The following is a 24,055-nucleotide window of genomic DNA, read 5'->3' as shown; positions in this document are numbered from 1 at the left end:
GACGGGTGCGGCCGACTCCGGTGTGGCTCACCGGGGTCCGCCGCCGGTCAGTGCCCGGCGGGCACCTGGCCCTTGACGTCGTTGTAGCCGACCGCACCGGGCGCCTCGCCCGGTGCGTAGATCACCCGGATGGCGCCGGTGGGGTACACCTCCGTGGCCAGCACCCGGAGGTGGTACGGGGTGTCGCCGTCGTCGAAGAGCCGGCGGCCCCTGCGCGCCGCCACCGGGTGCACCAGCAGCCGCAGCTCGTCGATCAGCTTCGCGGCGAGCAGTTGCTGCACCACGGAGATCGAGCCGGGAATCACGACTCCCTTGACGCCCGCGTCGGCCTTGAGCGCGGCGACTGCGTCGAGCAGGTCACCGTCGATCAGTTCCGAGTTGCGCCAGGAGAAGGTCAGCGGCTGACGCGACACCACGACCTTCCGCATGTCCCCGAGCCGCGCGGCGAACGGCGCGTCATCCCCGCCGGCGGCCTCCCGCCCGGGCCAGGCGCCGGCGAAGCTGTCGTACGTCGAACGGCCGATGAGCAGCACGTCGGCGGTCGAGTAGTCCTCGTCGACGGCGCGGCCCATGTTCTCGTCGAAGTACGGGAAGTGCCAGTCCGGGTCGATCTCGGCGACGTTGTCGGCCGAAATGAAGAGCGTGGAGACAACTTTCGCCATCTGGGACTTCCTCCGAGTCGGTGCCGGGTCTGACGCGACACCGTGCATCATGGCGGACTCATCGGCCGCCTTGTATCAGGTCGGCGGTGAGTCGTGCTGCGGTATGCGACCGGTATGCCCGTGCCAAGGGCAGGATCAGCAGGTGGAGTACGGTTTTCCACGTCCGCCTCGGGGTGGTGCGAGCCGTGCGTGCCGGCCGCCGCCGGCGCCGGGCGTCAGGTGCGTCGAGGTCAGGAGGTACGGCATGGCGACCGAGCTGGAGTTCGGGCTGCACAGCTTCGGCGACGTCACGGTCGACGCCGACCGTCAGCGGCTGCCCTACGCGCAGGTGATCCGCAACCTCGTCGAGCAGGCGGTCCTCGCCGACCGGCTCGGCGTCGACGCCATCGGCCTCGGTGAGCACCACCGCGACGACTACGCGGTCACCGCCCCGGAGATCGTGCTCGCCACGATCGCCGGCCGCACCGAACGGATCCGGCTCGGCACCGCGGTCACCGTTCTCAGCTCCGACGACCCGGTACGCGTCTTCGAGCGGTTCGCCACGCTCGACGCGCTCTCGGACGGTCGCGCCGAGATCATGCTGGGCCGGGGCTCGTTCACCGAGTCGTTTCCGCTCTTCGGTTACGACCTGGCCGACTACGAACGGCTCTTCGAGGAGAAGCTCGAACTGATGGCGCGGCTGCTCACCGAGGAACCGGTGAGCTGGCAGGGCACCGTCCGGGCCCCGCTGACGCGCCAGCAGGTCTATCCGAAGACCGAGTCGGGCCGGATCCGTACCTGGGTCGGCGTCGGCGGCAGCCCGGAGTCGGTGGTCCGGGCCGCGCGGCTCGGCTTCCCGCTGTCGCTGGCGGTGATCGGTGGTGACCCGGCCCGCTTCGCGCCCTACGCCGAGCTGTACCACCGGGCGCTCGCCGAGTTCGGCCGCGAGCGGCTGCCGATCGCCGCGCACGTGCCGGGCTTCATCGCCGCCACTGACGCCGAGGCCGTCGACCTGCTCTGGCCGAACGCCCGGGACATGCTCAACCGGATCGGCCGCGAGCGCGGCTGGCCGCCGATGACCCGGGCCCGGTTCGAGGCCGACGTCGCCGAGGGGGCCTGGCATGTCGGTTCGCCGGAGACGGTCGCCCGCAAGATCGCGAGTACGGTCCGCGCCCTCGGCCTGCAGCGCTTCGACCTCAAGTACGCCAACGGCACGATGCCCCACGAGCACCTGATGACCGCCATCGAGCTCTATGCCACCGAGGTCATCCCGAGGGTCCGGAAGCTGCTGGCCGGCTGACGCCACCGGCCCGTCCGGTCATGTCCCGGTTCGTCCTGCCCGGGTCCTGTCCCGAGGCGCGGCCGGTCCGTCCGGCGCCGGTCACCGCGCACGTTCGGGGCGTACGCCGATGCCGATCAGCCAGGCGGGGACGGCCTGCAGCGCCGGGATCCGCTGCGCCAGGCGGATCGGGGCCGGGGCGTCGACGCGGCCGGTGGCGCGCAGCAGCGGGTCGACAACCCGCCGCTGCGCGGCGCGCTGGACGTTCTGGGTCAGCACGGTCGGAAGCTGCCGGCGCTTCTGTACGGCGGCGAGGTCGGCTTCGGTGACCGGCTGCCCGGCGGCGAGCGTCGGGCCCAGCATCCGGGCAGCGGCCGCGGCGTCCTGCACCGCCAGGTTGATGCCGACGCCGCCGATCGGGGACATGGCGTGTGCGGCGTCGCCGATGAGCAGCACACCCGGTGCGTGCCAGCGCCGCAGCCGGTCCACCTTCACCGTCAGCAGCTTGACGTCGTCCCAGGTCGCCAGCTCGCCAACCCGGTCGGCGAGGACGGGGTGACGGCGCGCCACCTCGTCCCGCAGCGCCGCCAACCCGGCCGCACGGACCGTCTCGTAGCCGCCCTTGGCGATGACGTACGCGCACTGGTGGTAGTCGCCGCGGTCGATGGCGAGCAGCAGCCCGCCGGAGCCGACCCGCATGGCCAGGCCGTCACCGTCCCCGGGCCGGCGCGAGATGCGGAACCAGAGCACGTCCATCGGAGCGCCGTAGTCGACCGGGCGCAGGCCGAGCGCGTGGCGTACCACCGAATCGCGGCCGTCGCAGGCGACGGTGAGCGACGCCTCGATCTCCAGCTCGCCCTCGGGGCCGGTGGCGTGGACGCCGGTGACGGCGCCGGACGCGTCGCGGCGCAGAGCGGTGACGGTGGTGGAGCGCAGCAGCGTGAAGGCCGGGTACGTCGCCGCCTCGGTCGCGAGCAGCTCCAGGAAGTCCCACTGGGGAACGAAGTAGAGGTAGTTGTGCGGCGCCGGCAGCCGGGTGAAGTCCGCGACGGTATAGGTGCCGTCGTCGAAGGTGACCCGCAGCGCAGCGGCCCTGCGTCCCGGTAGTCCCGCCATCCGGTCGGCGAGCCCGATGTCGTCGAGCAGGTCCAGCGTGGAGGGATGAACGGTGTCGCCGCGGAAGTCGCGGAGGAAGTCGGCGTGCTTTTCCAGCACGGTGACCTGCACCCGTTGCCGGGCGAGCAGCAGTCCCAGGACGAGGCCGGCGGGTCCACCGCCGACGACACAGACAGTGGTCCTCACAAGACCCTCCCCGATGGCGCCGCGTTGCCATCGAAGCCTGACACACGTCGGGCGGGTACCGCGATGCCCCGACGTCACTGAACTCGAACCGGTGGTAGCCGTACGGGGCCGGGACTGGCGGCGGCGCGTAGCCGGGTGGGACGTGGCCCGGACCGGCCGCGTGGCCCGGAGGCGGGGGAACCGGCCACGGGGTGTAGCCCTGCGGCGGCTGACCCGGTGCCGGTGCCGGGCCGTACCCGGAGGGCGGTCCGTACCCGGGCGGGGGTTGGCCAGGTGCTGCCGCGTACGGGTACTGCCCCGGCACCGCGAGGTAGCCGTAGGGGACCGGGCCGGGGGCGGGGAAGTATCCCGGTGCGGCGGGGGACGGCGGGTGGCCGAATGGGTGGTGTTCGCCAGCCAGGACCTGGTCGATCACCTCGTCCGGGAGGGCGGCGGCGAGCGCCACGTCCCGGCGGTGACGCCGGCGGTTCCAGATGAGAAAGGCAGTCAGGCTGACCAGGATCGCCAGGACCAGAACGACGCCGACGCCGATCGCGATCAGCTGCTGGTCGGTGACGCCGCCCAGGCTGGCGTACCCGGTCACGTCGGCGCCCACGTTTCGTCTGCCCTACCCGTCAGTGCACCGGTTGCGGCGTCCTGGTGGTGATCATGCCAGCCAGGCGGGTGCCGCGGCGCCCCGCGACGGTCCCGTCCTGATTGGCCAAGGTCAGACCGCGCTCGGCTTGCGTGAGTGACGCGGGCGGCCGCCGAGGTGGGCCCGATCCTCCACACCGGTCCGGCCACGCACGTCAGCGCGTCGGCGGACCGGGATAGGCCGGCACCGTGCTCTCGATCAGGTCGTAACCGAGGTCGGGGCGGATGCCGTCCGGGTTGGTCAGCCCGGCCGCGTCGTACCAGGATCGGTCCGCCTCCGGATGCGGGCCGACCACCCCGACCCGCCCGGCGCCGTAATCCGCCACCAGGGCGGCGGCCGTACCGGTGTCGTAGGTGGCGAGGACGGTGGCGGTCGTGCCGGCGGAGAGCCGGAACTGCGTGCCGTCCTGGAAGTACATGTGCCGCTCCTGCCCGCGCCAGCGCACCTCGATGATCGCGTCGCCGGTGCCGCGCACGCTCGATTCGCTGCCGTAGACGTACCCGTCGACGGTGATGCCGGGCAGCAGACCGAAGCCCGGCTCGTCGCCGGCGAGGTATGCGCCCAGGCAGAAGCCCAGGTAGTTGCCGCCGTCACGGACGAAGCCGCGGATGTCGTCGGCGTGCTCGCGCAGCCGGTTCCAGGCCGGCCGGACCTGGCCGCCGCCGGGCTGGGCGTACACCACGGCCTCCGCGAGGGTCTGCGCCGAGATCTGCCGCTTCTCGTCTGGGCCGCAGAACGCGGTCCGGAACCGCAGCGGCGAGTTCTCCAGCAACTTGGCCACCGTCTCGGAGCAGCCGTCGCAGCTGACTGGCCCCCGGTACACGAGGGCCAGGGGGCGGTCGTCGGAGAGTAACCGGTAACCGGTGTACCCGGACGCGCCGGCCAGCCCGGCCGCAACGACGGTGGCGCCGATCAGGAAGAGCCGCCGGTTCACCATCTGCGCTTTGTCCGTCGTCGCGGGCTGCGGCTGCTGTGGGCGTGGTAGACCGTGCCGGTCCGCTCCGGTGGCGCGGCGTACTGTGCCGCATTCGGTGGCCGGGCGGTCCCGATCGCCGTGGACGGCCGGGACCGCAACTCCGGACCGTCCGGCGCGCCCACCGCCGGCTCCGGGACGTCCGCCCCACGCATCGCCAGGGCTGCCACGGTCGCCACGTCGGTCGCCGGCGGGAGCGGTGCAGCCCGGTTCCGGTTCGCCGCCGCAACGGCCTGCTGCCGGGCATAGTCGGTCAGGACCACGACGATTCCCTCCAGCGGGCCCCGTCCCACCGTCGCCTTCCACGCCAGCCCGATGACGAGGACGGCGATCACCTGCACCAGGCAGCCGGTGGTGGCGTCGTAGTTGTCGAAGTCGGAGTTGATGAACACGATGTGCGCCGCGTAGAAGGTCAGCGTCAGGCTGCCGACCGCCGCCAGCGGGTACTGCACGGCGCCGACCAACCGGCGGACGCCCGGATGCGTGAGTGAGCCGGCGAGCAGCATGACGCCGAGCAATGCGATGGCGATGCCCGCGTTGCCGACGATGTCGACCGGCGTGCCGGTGTGCCGTCCGTCGACCGCGAGCCACCACCACGTCGAGGTGGGCGTGGTGCCGTTGCCACCGAAGGTGAGCAGTTCGGTGGTCTCCGCCTCGCTCAGTCCGCTGCGCTCGCGGGCGGCCCAGATCTGCGCGAGCCCGCCGAAGCGCTGCAGCAGCAGCGAGGAAGCCGTGGCGGCGGCGACCGCGAGGGCGCTGCCGACAGCGATGAGCAGGAGCGCGGTCCGTCGCCGGTTCAGATCGAGCCGCCCGATCACCAGGCCGGCGCAGAGAAAGGCCAACCACGGCAGCGCCGGGTAGAAGCCGACGAGCGTCAGTTCGCTCAGCACAGCCATCGGTGACTCGGCCAGATACCCGAACGTGATGTTGCCGAGGCTCGGCTCGGGCAGGTGCGGCTGCCAGAGTTGGACGGCGGCGGGCATCGCGGTTGCCATCACCACGCCGATGCCGGCGATCGCCCACGTCGGGAGGAAGGTCAACGGGATCGCCAGCAGGATCATCATCCCGATGTAGGGGAGCACCACCGAATCCAGCATCACGTCGATCTCGCCCAGTACCAGCCCGATCGCACCGATGCAGAGCGCGCGGACGCAGAGCGCCGTCGCCGGGGGTCGGCCGGCTCTGGGCGCGACCTGCCGACGGCCGGTGGCGAAGGTCATCCCGACCCCGATGAGCACCGCGAAGGCGGCGGCGGCCCGCCCGCTGAACGCGGTGTGCGACCACGTCGGCTGCCCGGCCGCGTCGGCCTCGTAGAGCGCGTGCAGCATGATCATGCCGAGCAGGGAGATGCCTCGGGCGGCATCGATCCCCACCAGCCGCCTGCGCCGGCCCGGCGTGGCCGGTCGCCTCGTAACAGGTCCGTTGGCCGGTCCCGCCGAGCGCAGGGTGGTCTCGGTCATGATGACATCACCGCCTCCAGCAGATCGAGGCCCAGATCCAGGCCGAGCGGGGCGGGAACCGGTAGTCCGGCGTCGCGGTACCAGTCCTCGGTGGCCTCCGGGTGCGGTCCGACCACGCCCACCCGGCCCGACCCGAACCCGGTAACCAGGGCGGCGATCGTCCCGTTCGGATAGGTGGCCACCACGGTGCTCTCGGCATCGGGCCGGATCAGGAAGTAGGGGCCGTCCTGGAAGTACAGCGTTCGCGGCCGGTTGCGCCAGAGGACGCTCACCAGGGTGTCGCCCGCCGTGTCGACACCCGCGCCGACCGAGGCGATGTACTGGTCGGTGTCGCCGGGCAGCAAACCGAATCCGGGAGTCGCTCCGGCCAGGTAACCGCCCAGGCAGAAGCCGAGATAGCGGCCACCCGACCGGACGAAGTGCCGGATGGCGGCGCGGTGCCGGCGCAGGTGCCGGTAACCGTCGTCGAGGTCATCCCCGCCGGGCTGCGCGTAGAGCGTCGCACCGGCCAGGGCGCGCGGGGAGAGCGAGATCTCCTCTTTCGGGCCGACGTACCGGACGTCGAAGTCCCAGGGGCTGGATCTCAACAGCGCGGCCACCGCCTCCGGGCAGCCGGGCAGGGATGCCGGTCCCCGGTAGACCAGCGCCGACGGCTGCCCGCTGCGGCGCTGCTGACCGGGAACCCGTGCCGTCCGCGCACTCCCGCTCCGGTCGGGCCGGGAAGTCATGACGCTTCCCCGGGCAGTGGGTTGTCGAGGGTCAGAGCGGTGCAGCGGATCCCGCCGCCACCCTTGGCGAGCTCGGTGGTCTCCAGTTCCACCACCCGCAGGCCGTGCGCGGCGAGTGCTGCGGCCAGCCGGGGTGCGCCCCGGGTCATGGTCACCACGCTGCCGTCACTGATCAGGTTGAGGGCGAAACGCTCCGCCTCCTCGACGCAGACCTCGATCAACTCCATGCCGAGGTCGTGCAGGCGCTCCCGGCTCGGCGCGTCGAGGGCCTCGGGGCAGTAGGCGAGCAGCCGTGACGGCGCGATGACGGCCACCGCCAGGTCCAGGTCGTACCAGCGGGTGCTGACGGTACGCAGCGGCACCACCTGATAGCCCAGCTCCTGCGCCAGGACCGCGTGCATCCGGCGGTCGGTGCGCTGTCCGTATCCGGCCAGCAGCAGGTCACCGCAGGCCAGAGCGTCACCCTGACCGCTGAACGGGTACGGCGCCTCCAGCACGTCGTAGCCGTGCCGGGTGAGCCAGTCGCGGAAGTACGACATCTCGGCCTTGCGCTCCGGCGGCGGCTGGCCGAGCACCGCACAGTCGCCGCGGACCAGCGCGGCGTTGGCGGTGAAGACCATGTCCGGGCACTCCGGTGCGGAGTGCATCGTCCGGATCTCGCGCCCCGCCGCACGGTGGGCCGCGACGATCGTCGCGTGCTCGGCGACCGCGGCGCCCGGTTCCGGCTGCACGGCGGTGTGCATGTACGGGTTGATCTCGTACTCGACGCGGAAGTGCCGGGCATCGGAGACCAGCAGTTTCCTGTTCACGGCTGTCCTTTCTCTTGGTTCGGACGGAATGCCGCCGCGCCGACGGAGGGCGGATCGGCGAGACGCCGGTGCCCGGTTTTCACGTCACCGCCTGGGCGGGGATGCCGCGCCACCGGGTGCCCGGTGTGAGTTCCTCGCCCTTCATCAGCAACGAGAGCGAGCCGAGCGCGACGTCGTCGCCGACGACCGCGTCGTAGAGCACGATCGCCCGGGTGCCCACGGTCGCGCCGTTGCCGATCCGGAGGGCGGACATCTTCATCACCCGGTCTTCGAAGAGGTGGGTCTGCAGCGACACGTCGACGCCGACGGTGGCGTCGTCGCCGATCTCGACCAGATCGAACTCGGTCAGGTAGGTGGTGCCGATCCAGGTGCGGCGTCCGACGCGCACGCCGAACCATCGCAGCACCGGTGGCAGGAACGGTGTACCCACCAGGACCCCGACTCCGATCGGCACCGCGGCGGCCTCGTAGAGCCCGGTGACGAATTCCGTACGCCGCACGAACGGGCTCCAGAGTGGCTCCACCCGGGGCTCGTAGGTGCCGACGACATTGCGTTTGATCGACGCGCAGCAGATGATGACGGCGACTGCCACGGCCACGGTCATCAGCGGTGACACCAGCGCCGGAATGGGCAGGGTCCGGCCGCCGGCGAGCTCGGAGAGCGCCAGCAGGTAGAGGTAGGCGGCGGCGCCGAGCATGGCGGCGGGCAGCGTGCCCCGGACGAATTCGATGCCGAGCCGCTTGGCCACCACGGTCCGTGACGGGCGGAAGGTGTGCTCTTCGGCGTACGATCCGCTGCTCTGTCGCACCGGCAGATGCATCGCGGGTGATCCCAGCCAGGACGTCCCGTCGGGAACGCCGTCGTTCGGTGGCAGGGTGCCGACGCCGACCAGCGAGCCGCTGCCCAGGCTCGTGCCGGCCGGCACGAAGGCGGCGTTGCCGACGAAAGCCCGGTGCCCGACCCGGGTGGGCAGGAACGCGACCCGCCCGTTGGCGTAGGTGGCCGCGCCGACGCTGGCCATGTCGGCGACGAAGCTCTCCTGTCCGAGGATGAGCAGGTCCGGGTCGAGGTGCGCGGCGGTGGAGACCTCGGCACCCCGGCCGACCCGGGCGCCGAGCATCCGCAGCCACGGGCTGGTGTAGAGCGTCGCGTAGAGGGAGTTGGTGAAGGCGAGACTGAACTCCAGGAGCTTGTCGCTGATCCACTTGCGCACGCCGAGTCCGGAACGCACCGGATGCACGCCGACCGGGGTCCGGTGCAGCACCAGCCGCTTGCCGGCCGCCACCACGACGCAGACGGTGAGCACGTAGACGGCGCCGGCGGGCACGGTGGCGAGTAGCCCGGCGATGACACCCCAGGTCAGCAGCACCCACCAGACCAGCAGCACGCTCGGCGCGATCATCGCGATGGTGCCGACCTCCAGCGCGACGAGGCCGGCCAGGCCCGCGGCCAGGTGGTGGATCCGCCACCGCCGGGTCGGGCCGGGGCGCTCCAGCATCCGGTCGGCCACGTGGCCGAGGGAGCCGACCGCCGCGGCCGGCGAACCCGACCAGCGTGCCCAGGCCGGCACCGACTCGGACTCGCCGAGCACGGACTGGGCGCCGAGCGCGCCGTGGGCGCCGACCGTGGTACCCGGCTCCAGAACCGCGTTCGCGCCGACGAACGCACCGGTCCCGACCCGGATCGGGGCGATGTGCACCCAGCCCTCGGCTACCCGCCAGGCACGCAGCGAGACGCCATACCCGATCGAGGCGTCGGGACCGACCCGCAGGAGCCCGGGCAGGCTGATCGCACTGGTGGCGATCGTTGTGCGGTGGCCGACGCGGGCGCCGAGCAGCCGCAGGTAGGGCGCCATCAGCGGGGAACCGCTGAGCACCGTGAGCGGGCTGATCGCCAGCAGCAGGTTCTGCGTCCAGAGCCGGATGTACGTGGCGCTCCAGAGCGGGTACCGGCCCGGCCGGATCCCCGCTGTCAGCGGCCGGACCAGCAGCAGCGGCACCACCCAGCGCACCGCGAGGTAGCTGAAGAGCACCGCCGCCATCAACTGCGCCAGCACCTGCACGGAGACGACGCCGTCGTTGCGGGTGTAGACGTAGGAGACGGGCAGGGTGATGACCAGCAGCAGCAGGTAGATCACGGTGGCCTGGGCGGCTCCGGTGCGGGCGATGCGCCGGCTCGGGTGCCGCAGCGCGGCCGGCTGCCGGGGTGCTGCCGCCCGCTGCGGGGCGGCACCGAGGTGCGCGGCGAGGTCCCGGACGGTCGGGTGCTCGTATAGGTCGCGCAGCGCCGGGCTGTTGCCGATCCCGCGGGCGCGCAGCGCCGAGACGACCGTGGCCGCCAGGAGCGAGTGCCCGCCGAGGTCGGTGAAGAAGTTCGCCTCGACCGAGAGGGCTGTCGCTTCGACGCCGAAGGCCTGCGCCCAGACCCCTCGGACCCGTTCCTCCAGTTCGTTCTCGGCGGCGGCGACAGGCCCTGAGGCCCGGGTCAGCCGTCGGCCGCTCGGCACCGGCAGCCGGCTACGGTCGACCTTGCCGCTGGGCATCGTGGGCAGCGCGGGGATGACGTCGGCGAAGGACGGCACCATGTAGGCGGGCAGGCGCTGTCGCAGCGTGTCGCCCAGCCGGGCGACGAGTGCGTCGTCGTTTTCCCGGACTCCACCGGCCGCCTCCGCGCTGACCAGGTAGATCGTCAGCTCGCGGGGTGCGTCCGGGTCCTCGGCGACCGGGACGAGCGCCGCCACCGCCTCGGCCACCGCCGGGTCCTCCAGAAGCACACTCTCGATTTCCCCGAGGTCCACCCGGTGGCCCCGGATCTTGACCTCGGCGTCCGCGCGGCCCAGGTACTCGATCTCGCCGTCGGCGGTGAGGCGGCCCAGGTCGCCGGTGCGGTACAACCGTCCACCGGGGACGGCGGAGTGCATGATGAAGCGCTCAGCGGTCAGCTCCGGCCGGCCGACGTACCCGCGCGCCAGCCCGGGGCCGCCGATGCAGATCTCGCCGACCTCGCCGTCGGGCACCGGCTGTCCCACCTCGTCGAGCAGCACCGCCGAGTATGTCGGCAGGGGCCGGCCGATGGTGACCGGCCGGCCGGGCCGCAGTTCGCACCAGATCGCCGTGACGGTGGCCTCGGTCGGACCGTAGGTGTTCAGGATCCGGCGGCCGGGACGGCTCCATCGCTCGACCAGTTGCCCCGGGCAGGCCTCTCCGCCGACGAGCAGGTTGCGGATGCGCGGCAGCTCCCGGGGAATGGTGGCCAGCAGGGTGGGCACGCAGTACAGGACGGTGATCCGGGCCTCGTCGAGGAAGTCGGCGAGTTCGGCGCCGAGCCGGCGGGAGTCGGTGGGGCCGGCGACCAGGGTGGCGCCGACGGCCCAGGTCGGCCAGATCTCCTCGATGGAGAAGTCGAAGGCGATGGTCATGCCCTGGTAGACCCGGTCACCGGGTCGGACGTCGTAGACGGTCGGGACCACGTCGAGGAAGTTGCAGATGCTCGACTGGGCCACCTCTACGCCCTTGGGTCGGCCGCTGGAGCCGGAGGTGTAGATGACGTAGGCGCTCGGATCGGGATCGAGGTCGTGCGGCGGTCGATGGGCCGGCCCCGTGAGGCATTCGCCGACCAGCAGCGCGAGACGGTCCAGGCCGGCGGTGCGGTCAATCAGCTCGGGCGAGGTGAGCAGCAGATCGACGGCGGAGTCCTGGGCGATGTAGGCGATCCGGTCCGGCGGCGATTCGGGATCGATCGGTACGAACGCGGCGCCGGCCTTGCCGACCGCGAGCAGCGCCACGTAGGTCTCGACCGACCGTTGCAGCAGGATCGCGACCCGTCGACCGCTGCCGATTCCCAGCCCGCGCAGATGATGGGCCAACCGGTTGGCCCGCTCGTCCAGCTCCCGGTAGGTCAGCCGCTGGTCGCCGCACTCCAGGGCGATGCGGTCCGGATGCCGATCACAGCCGCGTTCGAAGACGTGGTGCAGCCGCCGGGGGAGCTGGTGACGCGGAGGGTGCTCGTCCGGGTGATGCCGATCGGGACGAACGGCGGGCATGACGAACTCGACCGTGAGAGCCTCGCGGAAATGGGTCTCCGGTACGGGTGCGGCCGGAGCGCTCGTCATGGCTGCCGGGCGGTCGAACAGATTCATCTCACTCCATGCCGCGGCGGGCGAGCTATCAGCGGAACCCGAACCGCAATCCGCGACGCCGCTGGCGCGTCGGGCAGGCCGCAGCGAATGAAGGCGCGCCGCGGGGAAACGTACGAAAGAGACCTATGGTTACTTTGCTGTCTTTATCCGAACTTATGGAAACATTATCAGTTCATTAGGCGGCAACCCGGCGCTTCGTTTGATGTCGGCTTCCTGACTTTCGCCCCATTGACAACCGCCCGTCAGAGCGTCTCTGAACTGTGGAAACAGCCGGGTGAGCCATCCGCTGACGGGTAGCCTCATAAGATCAAACCGCGCTGCCGCTCCACCGATCTCCTCGCCGTGATCGTCACGAGGCGGATCCTGCGTCCGGGGCGCACCTGATGTCCCGCCGCCCCCCGGCGCGGCGGATGTGGTGCACGGAGGGAGCTCGATGGTCACCGTCCAGCCGCCGGCGGGCAGCGACCCCGTCGCCGGCAGCCGATGGCACGTGCTGTCCCGTAAGGACACCCTGGGCCGACTCGATGCGAACCCGCGGGGACTCTCTTCGGAGGAGGCCGCCCGGCGCATCGCCCGTTACGGCCGCAACGAGCTCGCCGAGGCCGAGGCGACGTCGCCGCTGCGGGTGCTGGCCCGTCAGTTCGTCAGCCCGCTGATCGGCATCCTGGTCGTCACCTTCGTCATCACCGCGGTGCAGCGGCACTGGGTCGACGCGGGCGCTATCGCGCTGGTGCTGCTGCTCAACGCGGGTATCGGCTTCTGGCAGGAGCGCAAGGCCGAACGCTCGGTCCGCGCCCTGAAGCGCCTCAGCGCGCCCATCTGCCGGGTGCTGCGCGACGGCGCCGAACACGAACTGCCGGCCGCGGAGCTGGTGCCGGGAGACGTCGTGCTGCTGGAGAGCGGCGAGCGGGTCCCGGCCGACCTGCGGCTGCTGGAGGTCAACGGCCTGCAGGTCGACGAGTCGATGCTCACCGGTGAGGTGCTCCCGGTGACCAAGCAGGTCAACCGGCTTCCCGCCGATACCCTTTCCGCCGAGCGCACCAACATCGCCTTCAGCGGCACCCTCGTCACCGCCGGCCGCGGCCGGGCCCTGGTCGTCGCCACCGGCGCCGACACCGAACTCGGCATGATCAACGAGCTGGTCCAGGGGCCTGCCACCCGCTCACCGCTGGAGATCCTCACCCACTCCCTGGAGCGGCGCATCGGGGCCGTCGTCGCCACCGCCGCCGTGGCGATCTTCGCGGCCGGGCTGGTGCTCGGCCAGGACCCGTCGGAGATGTTCCGCACCGCCGTGGCCCTGGCGGTCGCCTCGATCCCCGAGTCGCTGCCGATCGTGCTGACCGTCGCGATGAGCCTCGGCGTGGCCCGGATGGCCCGCCACCACGCCGTCGTCCGGTCGCTGCCGGCCGTCGAGACGCTCGGCTCCACCACAGTCATCGGCTCCGACAAGACCGGCACCCTGACCCGCAACGAGCTGACCGTCCAGCTGATCTGGACCGCTGGCGGGTCCCTCGACCTGCGCGAACCCGGTGCCGCCGAGGCGCCCCTGACCTCCACGGTCCGCCGGGCACTGCGGGCTGGCGCGCTGACCAACGAGGCGACCCGCGCGCCCGCCGGGGCGTTCACCGCCGCCGGCGAGCCCCTCGACTTCACCGGCGACGCCGTCGACGTGGCGATGCTGCGGGCCGCAGTCCGCCTCGGCGCGGTCACCGCCGACGAGCGCGACGCCCGCTGGGTTGCCCACACCCCGTACGAGCCGGAGCTGCGCCTGTCGCAGACGGTGCGCACCGAGCCCGACGGGCGGCGTGTCCTCTACGTCAAGGGCTCCCCGGACGTCCTCGCCGACCTCTGCACCCACCTCGCCGGCGACGACGGCGACCACCCCTTCGACCCCGCCCCGGTACGCGCCGCCAACGAGCGGCTCGCCGCCGAGGGGATGCGGGTGCTCGCCACCGCCATGCGGGTGCTCGACGCCGACGAGGAGGTGACCCGGCCGCTGCCCGCGCCGACCGGGCTGACCTTCCTCGGGCTCCAGGCGATGGAGGACCCGCCCCGGCCCGGTGTCGCCGAGGCGGTCGCCGACTGCAAGCGCGCCGGGATCGACGTCGTCATGATCACTGGTGACCATCCGGCCACCGCCGCCTCCATCGCCGCCCGGCTCGGCATCGGCACCGGCGCTCCGCCCGTCACCGGGCGGGAGATGGAGACCCTCGACGACGCGCTGCTGGCCGTACGGCTGCGGGAGAGCGGGGTGGCGGCCCGGGTGACCCCGCAGGACAAGCTGCGGATCGTGCGGACCCTGCAGGGTGAGCGGGAGATTGTCGCGGTCACCGGCGACGGGGTCAACGACGCGCCGGCGCTGCGGGCCGCGTCGATCGGCATCGCGATGGGACGCTCCGGCACCGCCGTCGCCCGCGAAGCCGCCGACATCGTCCTCACCGACGACAATTTCGTCACCATCGTCGACGCCGTCAAGCAGGGGCGGGTCACCTTCAACGCCATCCGCAAGGCGACCTTCTTCCTGCTCGCCACCGGGCTGTCGTCGCTGCTGGCGGTCGCGGTCAACCTGATCGCCGAGCAGCCGCTGCTCTTCCTGCCGGTGCAGCTGCTCTTCATCAACGTGGTCACCAACGGCGTACAGGACATCGCCCTGGCCTTCGAACCGCCGGAGGGCGACGAGCTGCGCCGGTCGCCGCGGGCAGTGGGGGAGGGGCTGCTGTCGCGGGTGCTCTGGCTGCGTACGGTGCTGGCCGGCATCTGGATGGCCGTCACCATCCTGGTCACCTTCCGCTGGGCCCTCGACCACGGCTACGACGAAACCCACGCCCGTACGCTCACCGTCACCGTCTTCGTGATGCTCAACTTCTGGCTGGTGCTCAGCGCGCGGGCGGAGAACCGGTCCCTGTTCACGATGAATCCGTTCGGCAACCGGTTTCTGCTCGGCAGCGCGCTCGGTGCGCTCGCGCTCTACTGGGGTGCCACGGCATGGCGGCCCGCGGCGGAGCTGCTCGGCTTCGTGCCGCTGTCGGGCACCGAGTGGGCGGCGTGCTGGGGGCTGGGCGCGCTGATCCTGGTGATCGTGGAGATCGACAAGTTCGTCCGCCGACGTGGTCGGGCCGGTTCCGGACCAGGGATCGACGGCCGTCCGGGCCGCGGGAAGTGGGCGGTACCGGGGTAAAGCGGCTGGTCAGGGCAGTGCCAGACTTGTCCGGCGTCGCGGTGCACCAGGCGTGCGACGGGGGAACGAGGTAAGGCAATGGCACAGGCAGTCGGTGGCAACGGTGGGCCGGAGTACGCCGGGATGATCGACGCGTTGCGGGACTTTCTGGACCGGGTTGCCGGGGCGAGGCCGGACACCGAGACCATCAACCGGCTGACCGGCGATCTTGAGCGCTGGGGCACCGAGCTGGCGGAGCACGCGGTGCCCGAGGAGCGGCAGCTCTTCGCCCACCGTACCGACCTTCGTGGGCGTGGTCAGACCATGATCCCGCCGATCGCCGTCACCGAGCGCGACGACACCCGGATCCGCGGGACCGTCACCTTCGGCCGCTACTTCCTCGGCCGCGGGGATGCCGCCCACGGCGGTTCGATCGCGCTGGTCTTCGATGAGGTGCTCGGGCGCTTCGCCAACCTGGGCGGGCGCCGGACCGGCCGGACCGCGTACCTGAACGTGGAGTTCCGGTCGGTCACGCCGCTGGACCGGGAGCTGACGGTGACCGGCGAGTTCGTGAAGGAGGAAGGGCGCAAGCGCTACCTGCGCGGTGAGCTCTGGGACGGCACGACGCTCTGCGCCGAGGCGGAGGCCCTGGTCGTCGAACTCCGCCCCGGCGCCAAGTGACCGCCGCCCGCTAGGAGCCCCGAGAGGGCCGAGACGGGCGCCTTGTCACCGGTCCCGGAGCGGTACCTGGCCGGGCGCGACCGGCGCGAGTCGGAGCCCGGCCGAGGCGACCTCGCGCAGCTCCGTCATGGTCGGCGGTGTCGTGCATCGAGCATCGAGGGTTGCCCGGTACCGGGCGAAGGTCGGTGCGGCAGCCAGCGGGGCCGGGCCCTCCTCGCTGTCCAGCAGCTCGACGAAGGTGACGCCGTCTTCGAGTTGGTAGGCGGCATACCCGAAGCCGGGGATCGCCGCCTCCTGTAGTTCGCGGAAGACCTGGCGGAGCAGGCCGAGATGCTCCTCGACGTGCTGCTCTTTGACCTCGTACCGGATCAGGATCTGCACGACGGAACCCCCCTGCATATTTCGCCGGACACTCTGTCTTTGACACTACACCCTGTCCAGCCAAAGTAGGATGCCGTCATGGAGACACCTCGGCCGTACGCGCAACGGCTTCGCGCCGAGTCGGCGGCGCAGACCCGGCTCCGCATCCTGGACTCGGTCTACGACCGGCTGCGGCAGTCGCCGGCCGAGCGGGTGGCGGTGGACCGCGTCGCCCGCGACGCCGGGGTGTCGCGCTCGACGGTCTACCTGATCTTCGGCGACCGGAGCGGTCTCTTCGACGCCGTCGGCGCGGACCTGCTCGACCGTGCTGGCTTCGCGGACGTGCTCGCGGCCGTCGACAACCCCGACGCCCGGGCGGCGATGCGTGCGTTCATGCGCGCCACCGTCGACATGTACGCGGCGAGCCGGGACGTCCTGCGCTCGCTCTACTCCATGGCGCAGTTGGACCCGGAAGCTGTCGGCGGCGCCATCGCCCGCTTGGAGAAAGGCCGGCTGGAGGGCATGCAACGGGTTGCGGCCGGGCTCGCCGCGGCCGGTGAACTGCGCGACGACGTGACCGTCGACGAGGCGACCGACGTGCTGTGGCTACTGAGCAGCTTCGACAGCTTCGACCTGCTCCATCACGGGCGCGGCCGCACTGCGGGGTCGGTGGCGGCCACCCTCAGCCGCGCCGTCGAGCAGAGCATCCTGGCGCCGATCTGAGCGGGCACGCGATGAGCTCCGCTGCCATGTGCCCGCATTTCTACGACGTGCTTGGCCGCTTGGCCAACCCGCGCGGACGCCTGCCCAACGGACCGCGTACCTGAATGCGAGCTCCCGTCCGTCACACGGCTGGGTCTGCTGGGGCGCGAGCTGACGGTGACCGGCGAGTTCGTGAAGGTTGCTTGTCGGGGGCGAACGTCGAGTTTGCTTCACTCGGCAGGGCCAGGTCCCGTGACACGTTACCCATCGTGACCTCGGAAGGGATTCCTGTCCCGAATTGGTGATCTTGTCCTATCAGTTTGTGATCAAGCTAGCCCACACAGTTGATCTTTGCCTATCATGCTGCCGGCCAAAGTGGACGTGTGGAGGTTTCGGTGGCTCGGCGAGCGGATTCTGGGGATCGGGTCGGAGGCGGCAGGGGGCCGCGCCTGCTTGCGGTCGCGCTGAGCGGGGTGCTCGTCGCGAGCGGACTCGCTGTGCCGCCGGCGGCGGCAAACCCCTCGGGCGGTCTGCCTGATAGCCGGGACCGTTCGGTGCCGGTCTCGACCCTGCCCGTGAAGGTGGATCCTCTTCCTTCGATGCCGGCGTTTGAGCCGGAAGCCGTGAGATGGCCGCAGCCTTCGTCGCAAACGGTCGAACTGCCACTGGGTGCGAACGGTTCGCGGCGCACCGCGGAGATGGAGATCGGCGGGCTTCCGGTACGTGTCGTCCCGAGCATTGGTCGGGGCGATGATGTCTTGACTGGCCGTGACGTGGCTGACGCCGCACTGAGTGCGCCGGCGAGGGTGAATGTCGAGGTCCTCGACCGCAAGATTGCCGAGGCCGTTGGGGCGGCCCTGGTGTTGGGCGTCGCCCGTGCGGACAACGCGCTGGCGACCGGTGCGGTGCGCCTCGACATCGACTATTCCGCGTTCCGGAGCGCTTACGGGGCTGACTGGGCGTGGCGCCTGAAGCCAGTCCAACTGCCCGCCTGCGCCCTGACGTCACCAAAAGAGCCTTCTTGCGCTGACCCGACGACCCTGACGTATACGAACGATGGCGAGACAAGCGTCATCTCCGCCGAAGTTGAGTTGCCGTCGCAGGTTGTGGCAGGTGCCGACGCGTCGTCCTGGGAGAAGGCAGAGTCCAAGTCCGCAGCGAACGACGTTCTGATTGCGCTTGTAGCTACCAGTGGGGGATCCGAGACGGGGTCATTCGCCGCCACTGATCTGAAGGCGTCGTCGACTTGGGAGATGGCAGGCAACGCCGGTGACTTCAAGTGGTCATATCCGTTTGAGGTACCCGAGGTGCCGGGTGGCCTCGAGCCTTCCGTGGAATTGGGTTACTCGTCCGGCGCAGTGGATGGGCAGACGGCCGGAGGAAATACCCAGCCGGGCGTATTCGGCGAAGGCTGGTCCTATGCGCCGGGATTCATCGAGCGAACCTATAGGCCGTGCTATGACGACTCGGCCAATTCGCCGAAGTGGACCGCGCTCAATTCCGCGGCGGATCTCTGCTGGCGACTGCCAAACGCTCAAATATCGCTCAACGGAAAGACGGCCGAGCTAATCCTCGGCGCCGACAACAAGTGGCGGCTGGCCGACGACAACGGAGAAAAGGTCGAACTTCTCACCGGCGCTGATAACGGGGATCAGAACGACGGCGAGCACTGGAAGATCACCACCAGCGACGGGACTCAGTACTGGTTCGGTCGCCATGCGCTGCCGAATGGACGCGCAGGCACCAACTCCACTGCCATTGTGACGGTTTTCGCCAACCATGCGGGTGAACCGTGCTATTCGTCGACCTCGGCATCGGCGTCCAGGTGCAAGCAGGCTTGGCGTTGGATGCTCGATTATGTAGTCGATCCGCAAGGTAATGAGATTTCCTACTGGTACGGACGCGAGGTCAGCCGCAGTGCGCGTATGGGCTCCGCGTCTTCGAGTGACAGTTACCATCGGTCGATCTTCCTGCAGCGCATCGAGTACGGAACCCGCGTCGACCAGCCGGCGTCTGTTGCCGCGCCGGCGAGGGTGGTTTTCGCCAACACTGATCGTTGTTTCACCACGTCGTGTAGCACCCGGGACGCTGCGAACTGGCCGGATACTCCCTGGGATCTTCAGTGTGACGCGGCACCATGCACAAACAACATGAGCCCTACGTTCTGGACGTCTCGCAGGGTATCCCAAGTATCGACTGAGATCCTCGTCAACGGGGCGTATTCGACGGTGGACGAATGGGCGATCGAAGGACATTTCCCGTCCACGGGCACCGGGCTTTCCCCTGTACTGTGGCTGTCGTCGATCACCCGCACCGGAAAGGTCGGCGGCAGCCAGACGGAGCCGTCTTTGCTGCTGTACGGAACCCGGATGCAAAACCGGGCGGATTACGATCCGCAAGCTTCCATGGCTTCGCACATGAAATACCGGATCACCAGGATTCGCACCGAATCCGGTGGTGAGGTCGAGGCGACGTATTCCGGGGACGACACAAACTGTGTCTTTGGCTCGAATTTTCCGACGCACACCGCGAACCCACGCCGCTGTTTCCCGCAGTGGTACACCAACCCCTCCGGCGCGTCCGGATGGTCCTGGTGGCACAAGCGGGTCGTTACCAAGGTTGTCGAGCGGGATCTCGTCGGCGGAAGCCCGGACCAGGCACACGAGTACAGCTATTCGACGGCCGGATCCAGCACTAATGTGCTGTGGGGTCACGGCAACGGTACCGCCGTGTGGCGATCGTCCCTGCCAACGCGTACATGGTCGGACTGGCGCGGCTACAGCACCGTGATTGTCAGGTCGGGACCTGTCGGTGGCGTGCGGTCGCAGACAGAACATTTGTACTTCCGGGGTCTCAACGGTGATCGGGCGGACATGGACGGCGGCACGCGCTCCGCCACGATTACCGAGTTCAACGGAAGCGTCTGGAACGACGCTCCGCAGTATGCGGGCCACCTGATCAACACGAAGATCTACGACAGGGCCGGCGGAGCTCCCGTGCAGCTCATCAAGACCAATCCCTGGTCGGCCCTGACCGGCACGCGCACCCTGACCACCGATTGGGCTGTGCCGAATGTCCACCGTTCCTACGTGACGCGGACTGCGGGCACGAGCCGGTGGGAATGGGTGGATGGTGCGTGGTCCGCCCGCACTTCGACCGCCGACACGTGGGATGCGACCACGGGGCGTCTGCTTTCCTCTGCCGACAGCGGCAGTGTGCCGGTCAGTGGCGACGAGACCTGTACGCGTTACAGCTACGCGGATCATGCAGCGACCCACAAGTTTGCGTTCGTCTCGCGGATCCAAACTACGCGCAAGCTGTGCACGGAAACCCCGACGTTGCCTGCTGATCTTCTCAGCGACCAGCGGTATTTCTATGACGACCAGGCAAGTCACGGCGCGGCGCCTTCGCGTGGAAACATCACCCGCAGCGAGGTGTACGGCGACAACGGCTGGATCGTGGATGAAAAGGACGTGAAGTACGACCTGTACGGTCGGGTTACCGCCACCACGGATGCGTTGGGCCGCACGGAGAGGGCTGTCTATACCCACAATTCGGACGGGTTGCTTTCGTCAATTCAGGTGATCAACGCTGCTGGGCACGAGAGCACGGTGACGCTTGACGTAGCGCGGGGTGTGCCGTTGACGGCCACTGACCCCAATGGCCTGACAACCACGAGTGAGTACGACACGCTGGGCCGCCTGGTTTCCGTGACCACGCCAGGCAATTCCAGTGGGAAGCCGGACGCGGAGTTCGGGTACACCTTGTCGCAGACCTCGCCGTCGTCGGTCCGCACAAGGGTGCTGGGGCCCAACGGGAACCAAATCGAGTCGTTCGAGATCTACGACGGACTGTTGCGGCTGCGGCAGATGCAGATACCCACGGCCGATGGAGCGCGGACGATCGTTGATACGCGCTATGACGAGCGTGGCCTAGTGGCCAAGGAGTCCGTGTTCTACAACGCGGCATCCCGGCCCACGGCCTCACTGGTAGCCGCGGACGATGCATCGATCGCCGCGCAGCAGAGGTACGTTTATGACGGGCGCGACCGGCTGACGTCCAGCCAACTCTGGTCCCACGGCGCAATGAAGCTCGCCTACAACGTCGTCTATGGCTGGGATCGCACCACTGTCATTCCTCCGCAAGGTGGCACGCCCGTTCAGACGGTCTTCGACGACTCCGACCAAGTGGTGCAGGTTCGGCAGTACCGCTCGACGGACCTTCAGGGCGACTACGACACAACGTCCTACGACTACAACGTGAGCGGCGAGCTTATTCGGATCACCGACCCGGCAGGTGCCCAATGGACCTACACCTACGATCAACTCGGACGTGTGGTGCAGGCCGTTGACCCGGATTCCGGGACGAGCGCCGTCACATACGACGATTTGGGCCAGGTCACGTCAGCGACCGATGGCAATGGCCACACTCTCGCCTATCGTTACGACGAGCTGGGTCGCGTCACGGCGCTCCACGACAACAACTTGTCCGGGACGAAGCGGATCGAGTGGCTGTACGACAGCCTTCAGAAGGGTTTGCCCACGTCGGCAACGCGTTACCACCAGGGTTTGGCGTACCGCAACGCTGTTACCGGATACGACGCGGGATACCGCCCGCTCGGCGCCACTCTCACGATCCCGGCGTCCGATGAGAACGGACAGTTGGCGGGCACGTATGCCACGTCGATGACCTACAGGGCCGACGGTTCGCTGAGTACAGAGCAGCTTCCTGCGGTAGGAGGTCTGCCGGCCGAAACGTTGACCTATGCCTACAACGACATCGGTTTCCCGGTGGGGATGTCGTCCGAGCAGACCACGTACATCGCGGACACCAGCTACCTCCACGATGGTCTCGTCGCGGGTCAGCGGCTCGGTTCGCCGGGTAAGCAGATTCATCGCTCGTACACCTACGCTCCGGATACCCGCAGGCTGCTGAGCTCAAGTGCGAGTGTTGAGAGCGAGGCCATCCCGGATCATTTCACGCCGAAGTTTGGGAACGGCTACGGCTATGACCCGATCGGAAACATCACGTCGATCGTGAGCTCGGTAGACGGAGTCGCAGAACAAACGGAATGCTTCCGGTACGACTACCTGCGCAGGTTGACCGAGGCGTGGACCGAGACGACGACCGACTGTCTGACGCCGCAGCGAAGCGGACCTGACGCCTACCACCGGTCGTGGACGTTCGACGCCATCGGCAACCGGCTCACCCAGACGGACCACAACCCGGTTGCGGGGAACACCACCTGGACCTACCAGGTGGGGATGGCTGCCGGCGTTACCCCTCACCAGCTTGCCGAGGTAACGGCTACGGGTCCCCTGGCCGCAACGACGACCAGGAGCTTCGAGTACGACGACGCGGGCCAGATGACCAGTCGCGTCACTGAGGGTGGGATGCGGCAAGCCCTCAGCTGGACGCCTGAAGGCCAACTGGACGTCATTGCGGATCAGTCGGGAAGTACCGGTTACGTCTACTCTGCAGATGGCAGCCGACTGATCTCCCGCGCTCCCGGGAAGACGACCCTTTACCTCGGTCACGCCGAACTGGTGGTGACGCCGGACAGTGGTGAGCCGCTCGGCACCCGCTACTACGGCGACTTCGCGGTGCGTGATGCTCTCGGGCTCAAGTGGATGGTCGGGGATCACCAAGGCACGGGCCAGGTGCAGATCGACGCTGCGACGCTTGATACGCAGCGCAGGCGGACCATGCCGTACGGCGAGGAGCGCAACGCTGCCCCGGCAGGTTGGCTCGGTACCAAGCATTTCGTGGGAGGAATCAAAGACGACACCGGCTTGATTCACCTTGGCGCGCGGGAGTATGACCCCAGCATCGGCAGATTCATTTCTGTTGACCCTATTCTGGATCTCTCCGATCCCCAGTCGCTTCATGGCTATTCCTATGCTGGTAACAGTCCCGTCACCTTTGCCGACCCGGACGGTCTGAAGCGGATTGAGCACGCCGGTGCGGGCGGTGGCGGTGGCGGGCCGAGGGGAGGAGGGTCACTTCACGGAGGAATGGCGCCGCCTGGCCTTGGCAAGCTTTTTAACGGCATCTACAACCGAATCTTTGGCAAGGCGAAGCCCAAAGCTGCGCCCCGTGCGTCTGCAAAGGCCAAGCCGGATCCGGGCAATCTGCAGTGGTCCGAATTGAAACAAATGCGAAAGGCGACTGCAAAGAAGTCGGTTGCGAAACCAAAGCCGAAGGCTGCATCCAAGCCTCAGTCAGGATCGCGGCTGGCTGCAAAACCGAAGGCAACTGCGAAGCCAAAGGCGACTGCGAAGCCAAAATCATCCGCAAAGCCAAAGTCGTCTCCCAAGAAGCAGCCCGCGCAGAAGTCCAAGAAGCGGGATGACGACCCTGGCGTCGATGACATTGTCGAGGTCATTGACGAAAATTGCCAGGGAAACAGTTTTGAGCCTGGCACCCTGGTTCTTCTTGCGGATGGCAGTCGAAAGCCAATCGAGGCGGTGGAAATCGGCGACCGGGTAGTCGCCACGGACCCCGAATCCGGAGTCACCGGGGCGCGGGAAGTCACCGCCACGATCGAGGGCGCCGGCACCAAGAACCTGGTGAAGGTCGTCGTCGATGATGGTCGTGGCGGCTCCAGGTCGGCCTTGGTGGCCACCGATCATCATCCCTTCTGGGTTGCGAGCCAGGTCACCTGGCGCAACGCCGAGGACCTGCGGCCCGGCGACCAGCTCTTGGCACCCGACGGCTCCCGCGTACGCGTCATCGACATCGTCGCGTATCAGCAGCTGGCGACCGTCTACAACCTCACGGTTGACGACATCCACACATATTATGTTTTCGCGGGCGGGCGTGCCGTGCTCGTGCATAACGTAAACGGAGAATGTGGGCCGGGTGCTAGGACGCCAGCGGAAGTCGGCATCAAGCCGAATGATGCGACGCGGATTCAGAATGCAGCCGACAGGGCTGGGTATCCGATTGTTGTTGTCGGAAGTCGTGCGAATGGATCGGCTCACCCGATGTCGGACTGGGATTATATTCTGTCGGGCCCTTCGAGGGTTCGAGGCAGAATTAAGAATTCGTTGCCACGAGGAGTTGGCGACGGAGAAGGGGCTGGACGAGGTCGGGACTTTTGGCAAGACTATAATCCGAGTCGCCCCGACTATGCAGAGTTGGACAAGACTCGGCCGTATGTGATATTTGTGCCACGGAGGAGGTGAGGGG

14 protein-coding genes are annotated in these 24,055 nt (G+C 69.0%); 6 read left to right on the top strand and 8 right to left on the bottom strand.

From position 1 onward, the window contains the following. Positions 1–47: 47 nt before the first annotated feature. Positions 48–662 carry a dihydrofolate reductase family protein gene (locus ACK8GG_RS06570; RefSeq protein WP_440348820.1) on the bottom strand — a complete coding sequence of 205 codons (615 nt, stop codon included), beginning with the start codon at positions 660–662 and terminating at the stop codon, positions 48–50. 244 nt (positions 663–906) lie between these two features. On the opposite strand from ACK8GG_RS06570, the gene ACK8GG_RS06565 reads away from it, so the two are divergent. Then, positions 907–1,941 (top strand): LLM class flavin-dependent oxidoreductase, encoded by a 1,035-nt coding sequence (locus tag ACK8GG_RS06565; RefSeq protein ID WP_440355833.1) that lies wholly within the window; start codon positions 907–909, stop codon positions 1,939–1,941. A gap of 81 nt (positions 1,942–2,022) precedes the next feature. On the opposite strand, the gene ACK8GG_RS06560 is transcribed toward ACK8GG_RS06565, so the two are convergent. Beyond that, positions 2,023–3,222 carry an FAD-dependent oxidoreductase gene (locus tag ACK8GG_RS06560; RefSeq protein ID WP_440352935.1) on the bottom strand — a complete coding sequence of 400 codons (1,200 nt, stop codon included), beginning with the start codon at positions 3,220–3,222 and terminating at the stop codon, positions 2,023–2,025. Positions 3,223–3,592: 370 nt separating this feature from the next. On the opposite strand from ACK8GG_RS06560, the gene ACK8GG_RS06555 reads away from it, so the two are divergent. Beyond that, positions 3,593–3,868 carry a hypothetical protein gene (locus ACK8GG_RS06555; RefSeq protein WP_440355832.1) on the top strand — a complete coding sequence of 92 codons (276 nt, stop codon included), beginning with the start codon at positions 3,593–3,595 and terminating at the stop codon, positions 3,866–3,868. Positions 3,869–4,010: 142 nt separating this feature from the next. Here ACK8GG_RS06555 and ACK8GG_RS06550 read toward each other — a convergent pair whose 3' ends face one another. The 5 genes from ACK8GG_RS06550 to ACK8GG_RS06530 all read right to left on the bottom strand — a co-directional run bounded on the left by ACK8GG_RS06550 (position 4,011) and on the right by ACK8GG_RS06530 (position 11,964). Next, the gene (locus ACK8GG_RS06550; protein WP_440352937.1) at positions 4,011–4,793 is read right to left on the bottom strand and encodes a BPL-N domain-containing protein; all 783 of its coding nucleotides are present in this window, start codon (positions 4,791–4,793) and stop codon (positions 4,011–4,013) included. Continuing rightward, the gene (locus ACK8GG_RS06545; protein WP_440355831.1) at positions 4,787–6,289 is read right to left on the bottom strand and encodes a heparan-alpha-glucosaminide N-acetyltransferase domain-containing protein; all 1,503 of its coding nucleotides are present in this window, start codon (positions 6,287–6,289) and stop codon (positions 4,787–4,789) included. The genes ACK8GG_RS06550 and ACK8GG_RS06545 overlap by 7 nt, the downstream gene beginning before the upstream one ends. Next, positions 6,286–7,017 (bottom strand): BPL-N domain-containing protein, encoded by a 732-nt coding sequence (locus ACK8GG_RS06540; protein WP_440352939.1) that lies wholly within the window; start codon positions 7,015–7,017, stop codon positions 6,286–6,288. The genes ACK8GG_RS06545 and ACK8GG_RS06540 overlap by 4 nt, the downstream gene beginning before the upstream one ends. Then, positions 7,014–7,826: a dimethylarginine dimethylaminohydrolase family protein gene (locus ACK8GG_RS06535; RefSeq protein ID WP_440355830.1), complete on the bottom strand. Its 813-nt coding sequence runs from the start codon at positions 7,824–7,826 to the stop codon at positions 7,014–7,016. The genes ACK8GG_RS06540 and ACK8GG_RS06535 overlap by 4 nt, the downstream gene beginning before the upstream one ends. Before the next feature lie 79 nt (positions 7,827–7,905). Continuing rightward, positions 7,906–11,964 carry a Pls/PosA family non-ribosomal peptide synthetase gene (locus tag ACK8GG_RS06530; RefSeq protein WP_440355829.1) on the bottom strand — a complete coding sequence of 1,353 codons (4,059 nt, stop codon included), beginning with the start codon at positions 11,962–11,964 and terminating at the stop codon, positions 7,906–7,908. A gap of 433 nt (positions 11,965–12,397) precedes the next feature. Between ACK8GG_RS06530 and ACK8GG_RS06525 the strand changes: the two genes are divergently transcribed. After that, positions 12,398–15,142 carry a cation-translocating P-type ATPase gene (locus tag ACK8GG_RS06525; RefSeq protein ID WP_440355828.1) on the top strand — a complete coding sequence of 915 codons (2,745 nt, stop codon included), beginning with the start codon at positions 12,398–12,400 and terminating at the stop codon, positions 15,140–15,142. Positions 15,143–15,220: 78 nt separating this feature from the next. Beyond that, the gene (locus ACK8GG_RS06520) at positions 15,221–15,802 is read left to right on the top strand and encodes a PaaI family thioesterase (protein ID WP_440355827.1); all 582 of its coding nucleotides are present in this window, start codon (positions 15,221–15,223) and stop codon (positions 15,800–15,802) included. 45 nt (positions 15,803–15,847) lie between these two features. On the opposite strand, the gene ACK8GG_RS06515 is transcribed toward ACK8GG_RS06520, so the two are convergent. Further along, positions 15,848–16,183, bottom strand: a complete 336-nt coding sequence (locus ACK8GG_RS06515; protein WP_440348811.1) for a hypothetical protein — start codon at positions 16,181–16,183, stop codon at positions 15,848–15,850. Between the two features lie 78 nt (positions 16,184–16,261). Between ACK8GG_RS06515 and ACK8GG_RS06510 the strand changes: the two genes are divergently transcribed. Next, a complete protein-coding gene (locus ACK8GG_RS06510) occupies positions 16,262–16,885 on the top strand; it encodes a TetR/AcrR family transcriptional regulator (RefSeq protein ID WP_440348810.1) in 624 nt (207 codons plus the stop codon). 362 nt (positions 16,886–17,247) lie between these two features. Next, positions 17,248–24,051, top strand: a complete 6,804-nt coding sequence (locus ACK8GG_RS06505) for a polymorphic toxin-type HINT domain-containing protein (protein WP_440355826.1) — start codon at positions 17,248–17,250, stop codon at positions 24,049–24,051. Positions 24,052–24,055 lie beyond the last annotated feature (4 nt).

Source organism: Melissospora conviva, assembly GCF_049523535.1.
Taxonomy (GTDB): domain Bacteria; phylum Actinomycetota; class Actinomycetes; order Mycobacteriales; family Micromonosporaceae; genus Melissospora; species Melissospora conviva.
This window is presented reverse-complemented; position numbering and strand designations above follow the sequence as displayed.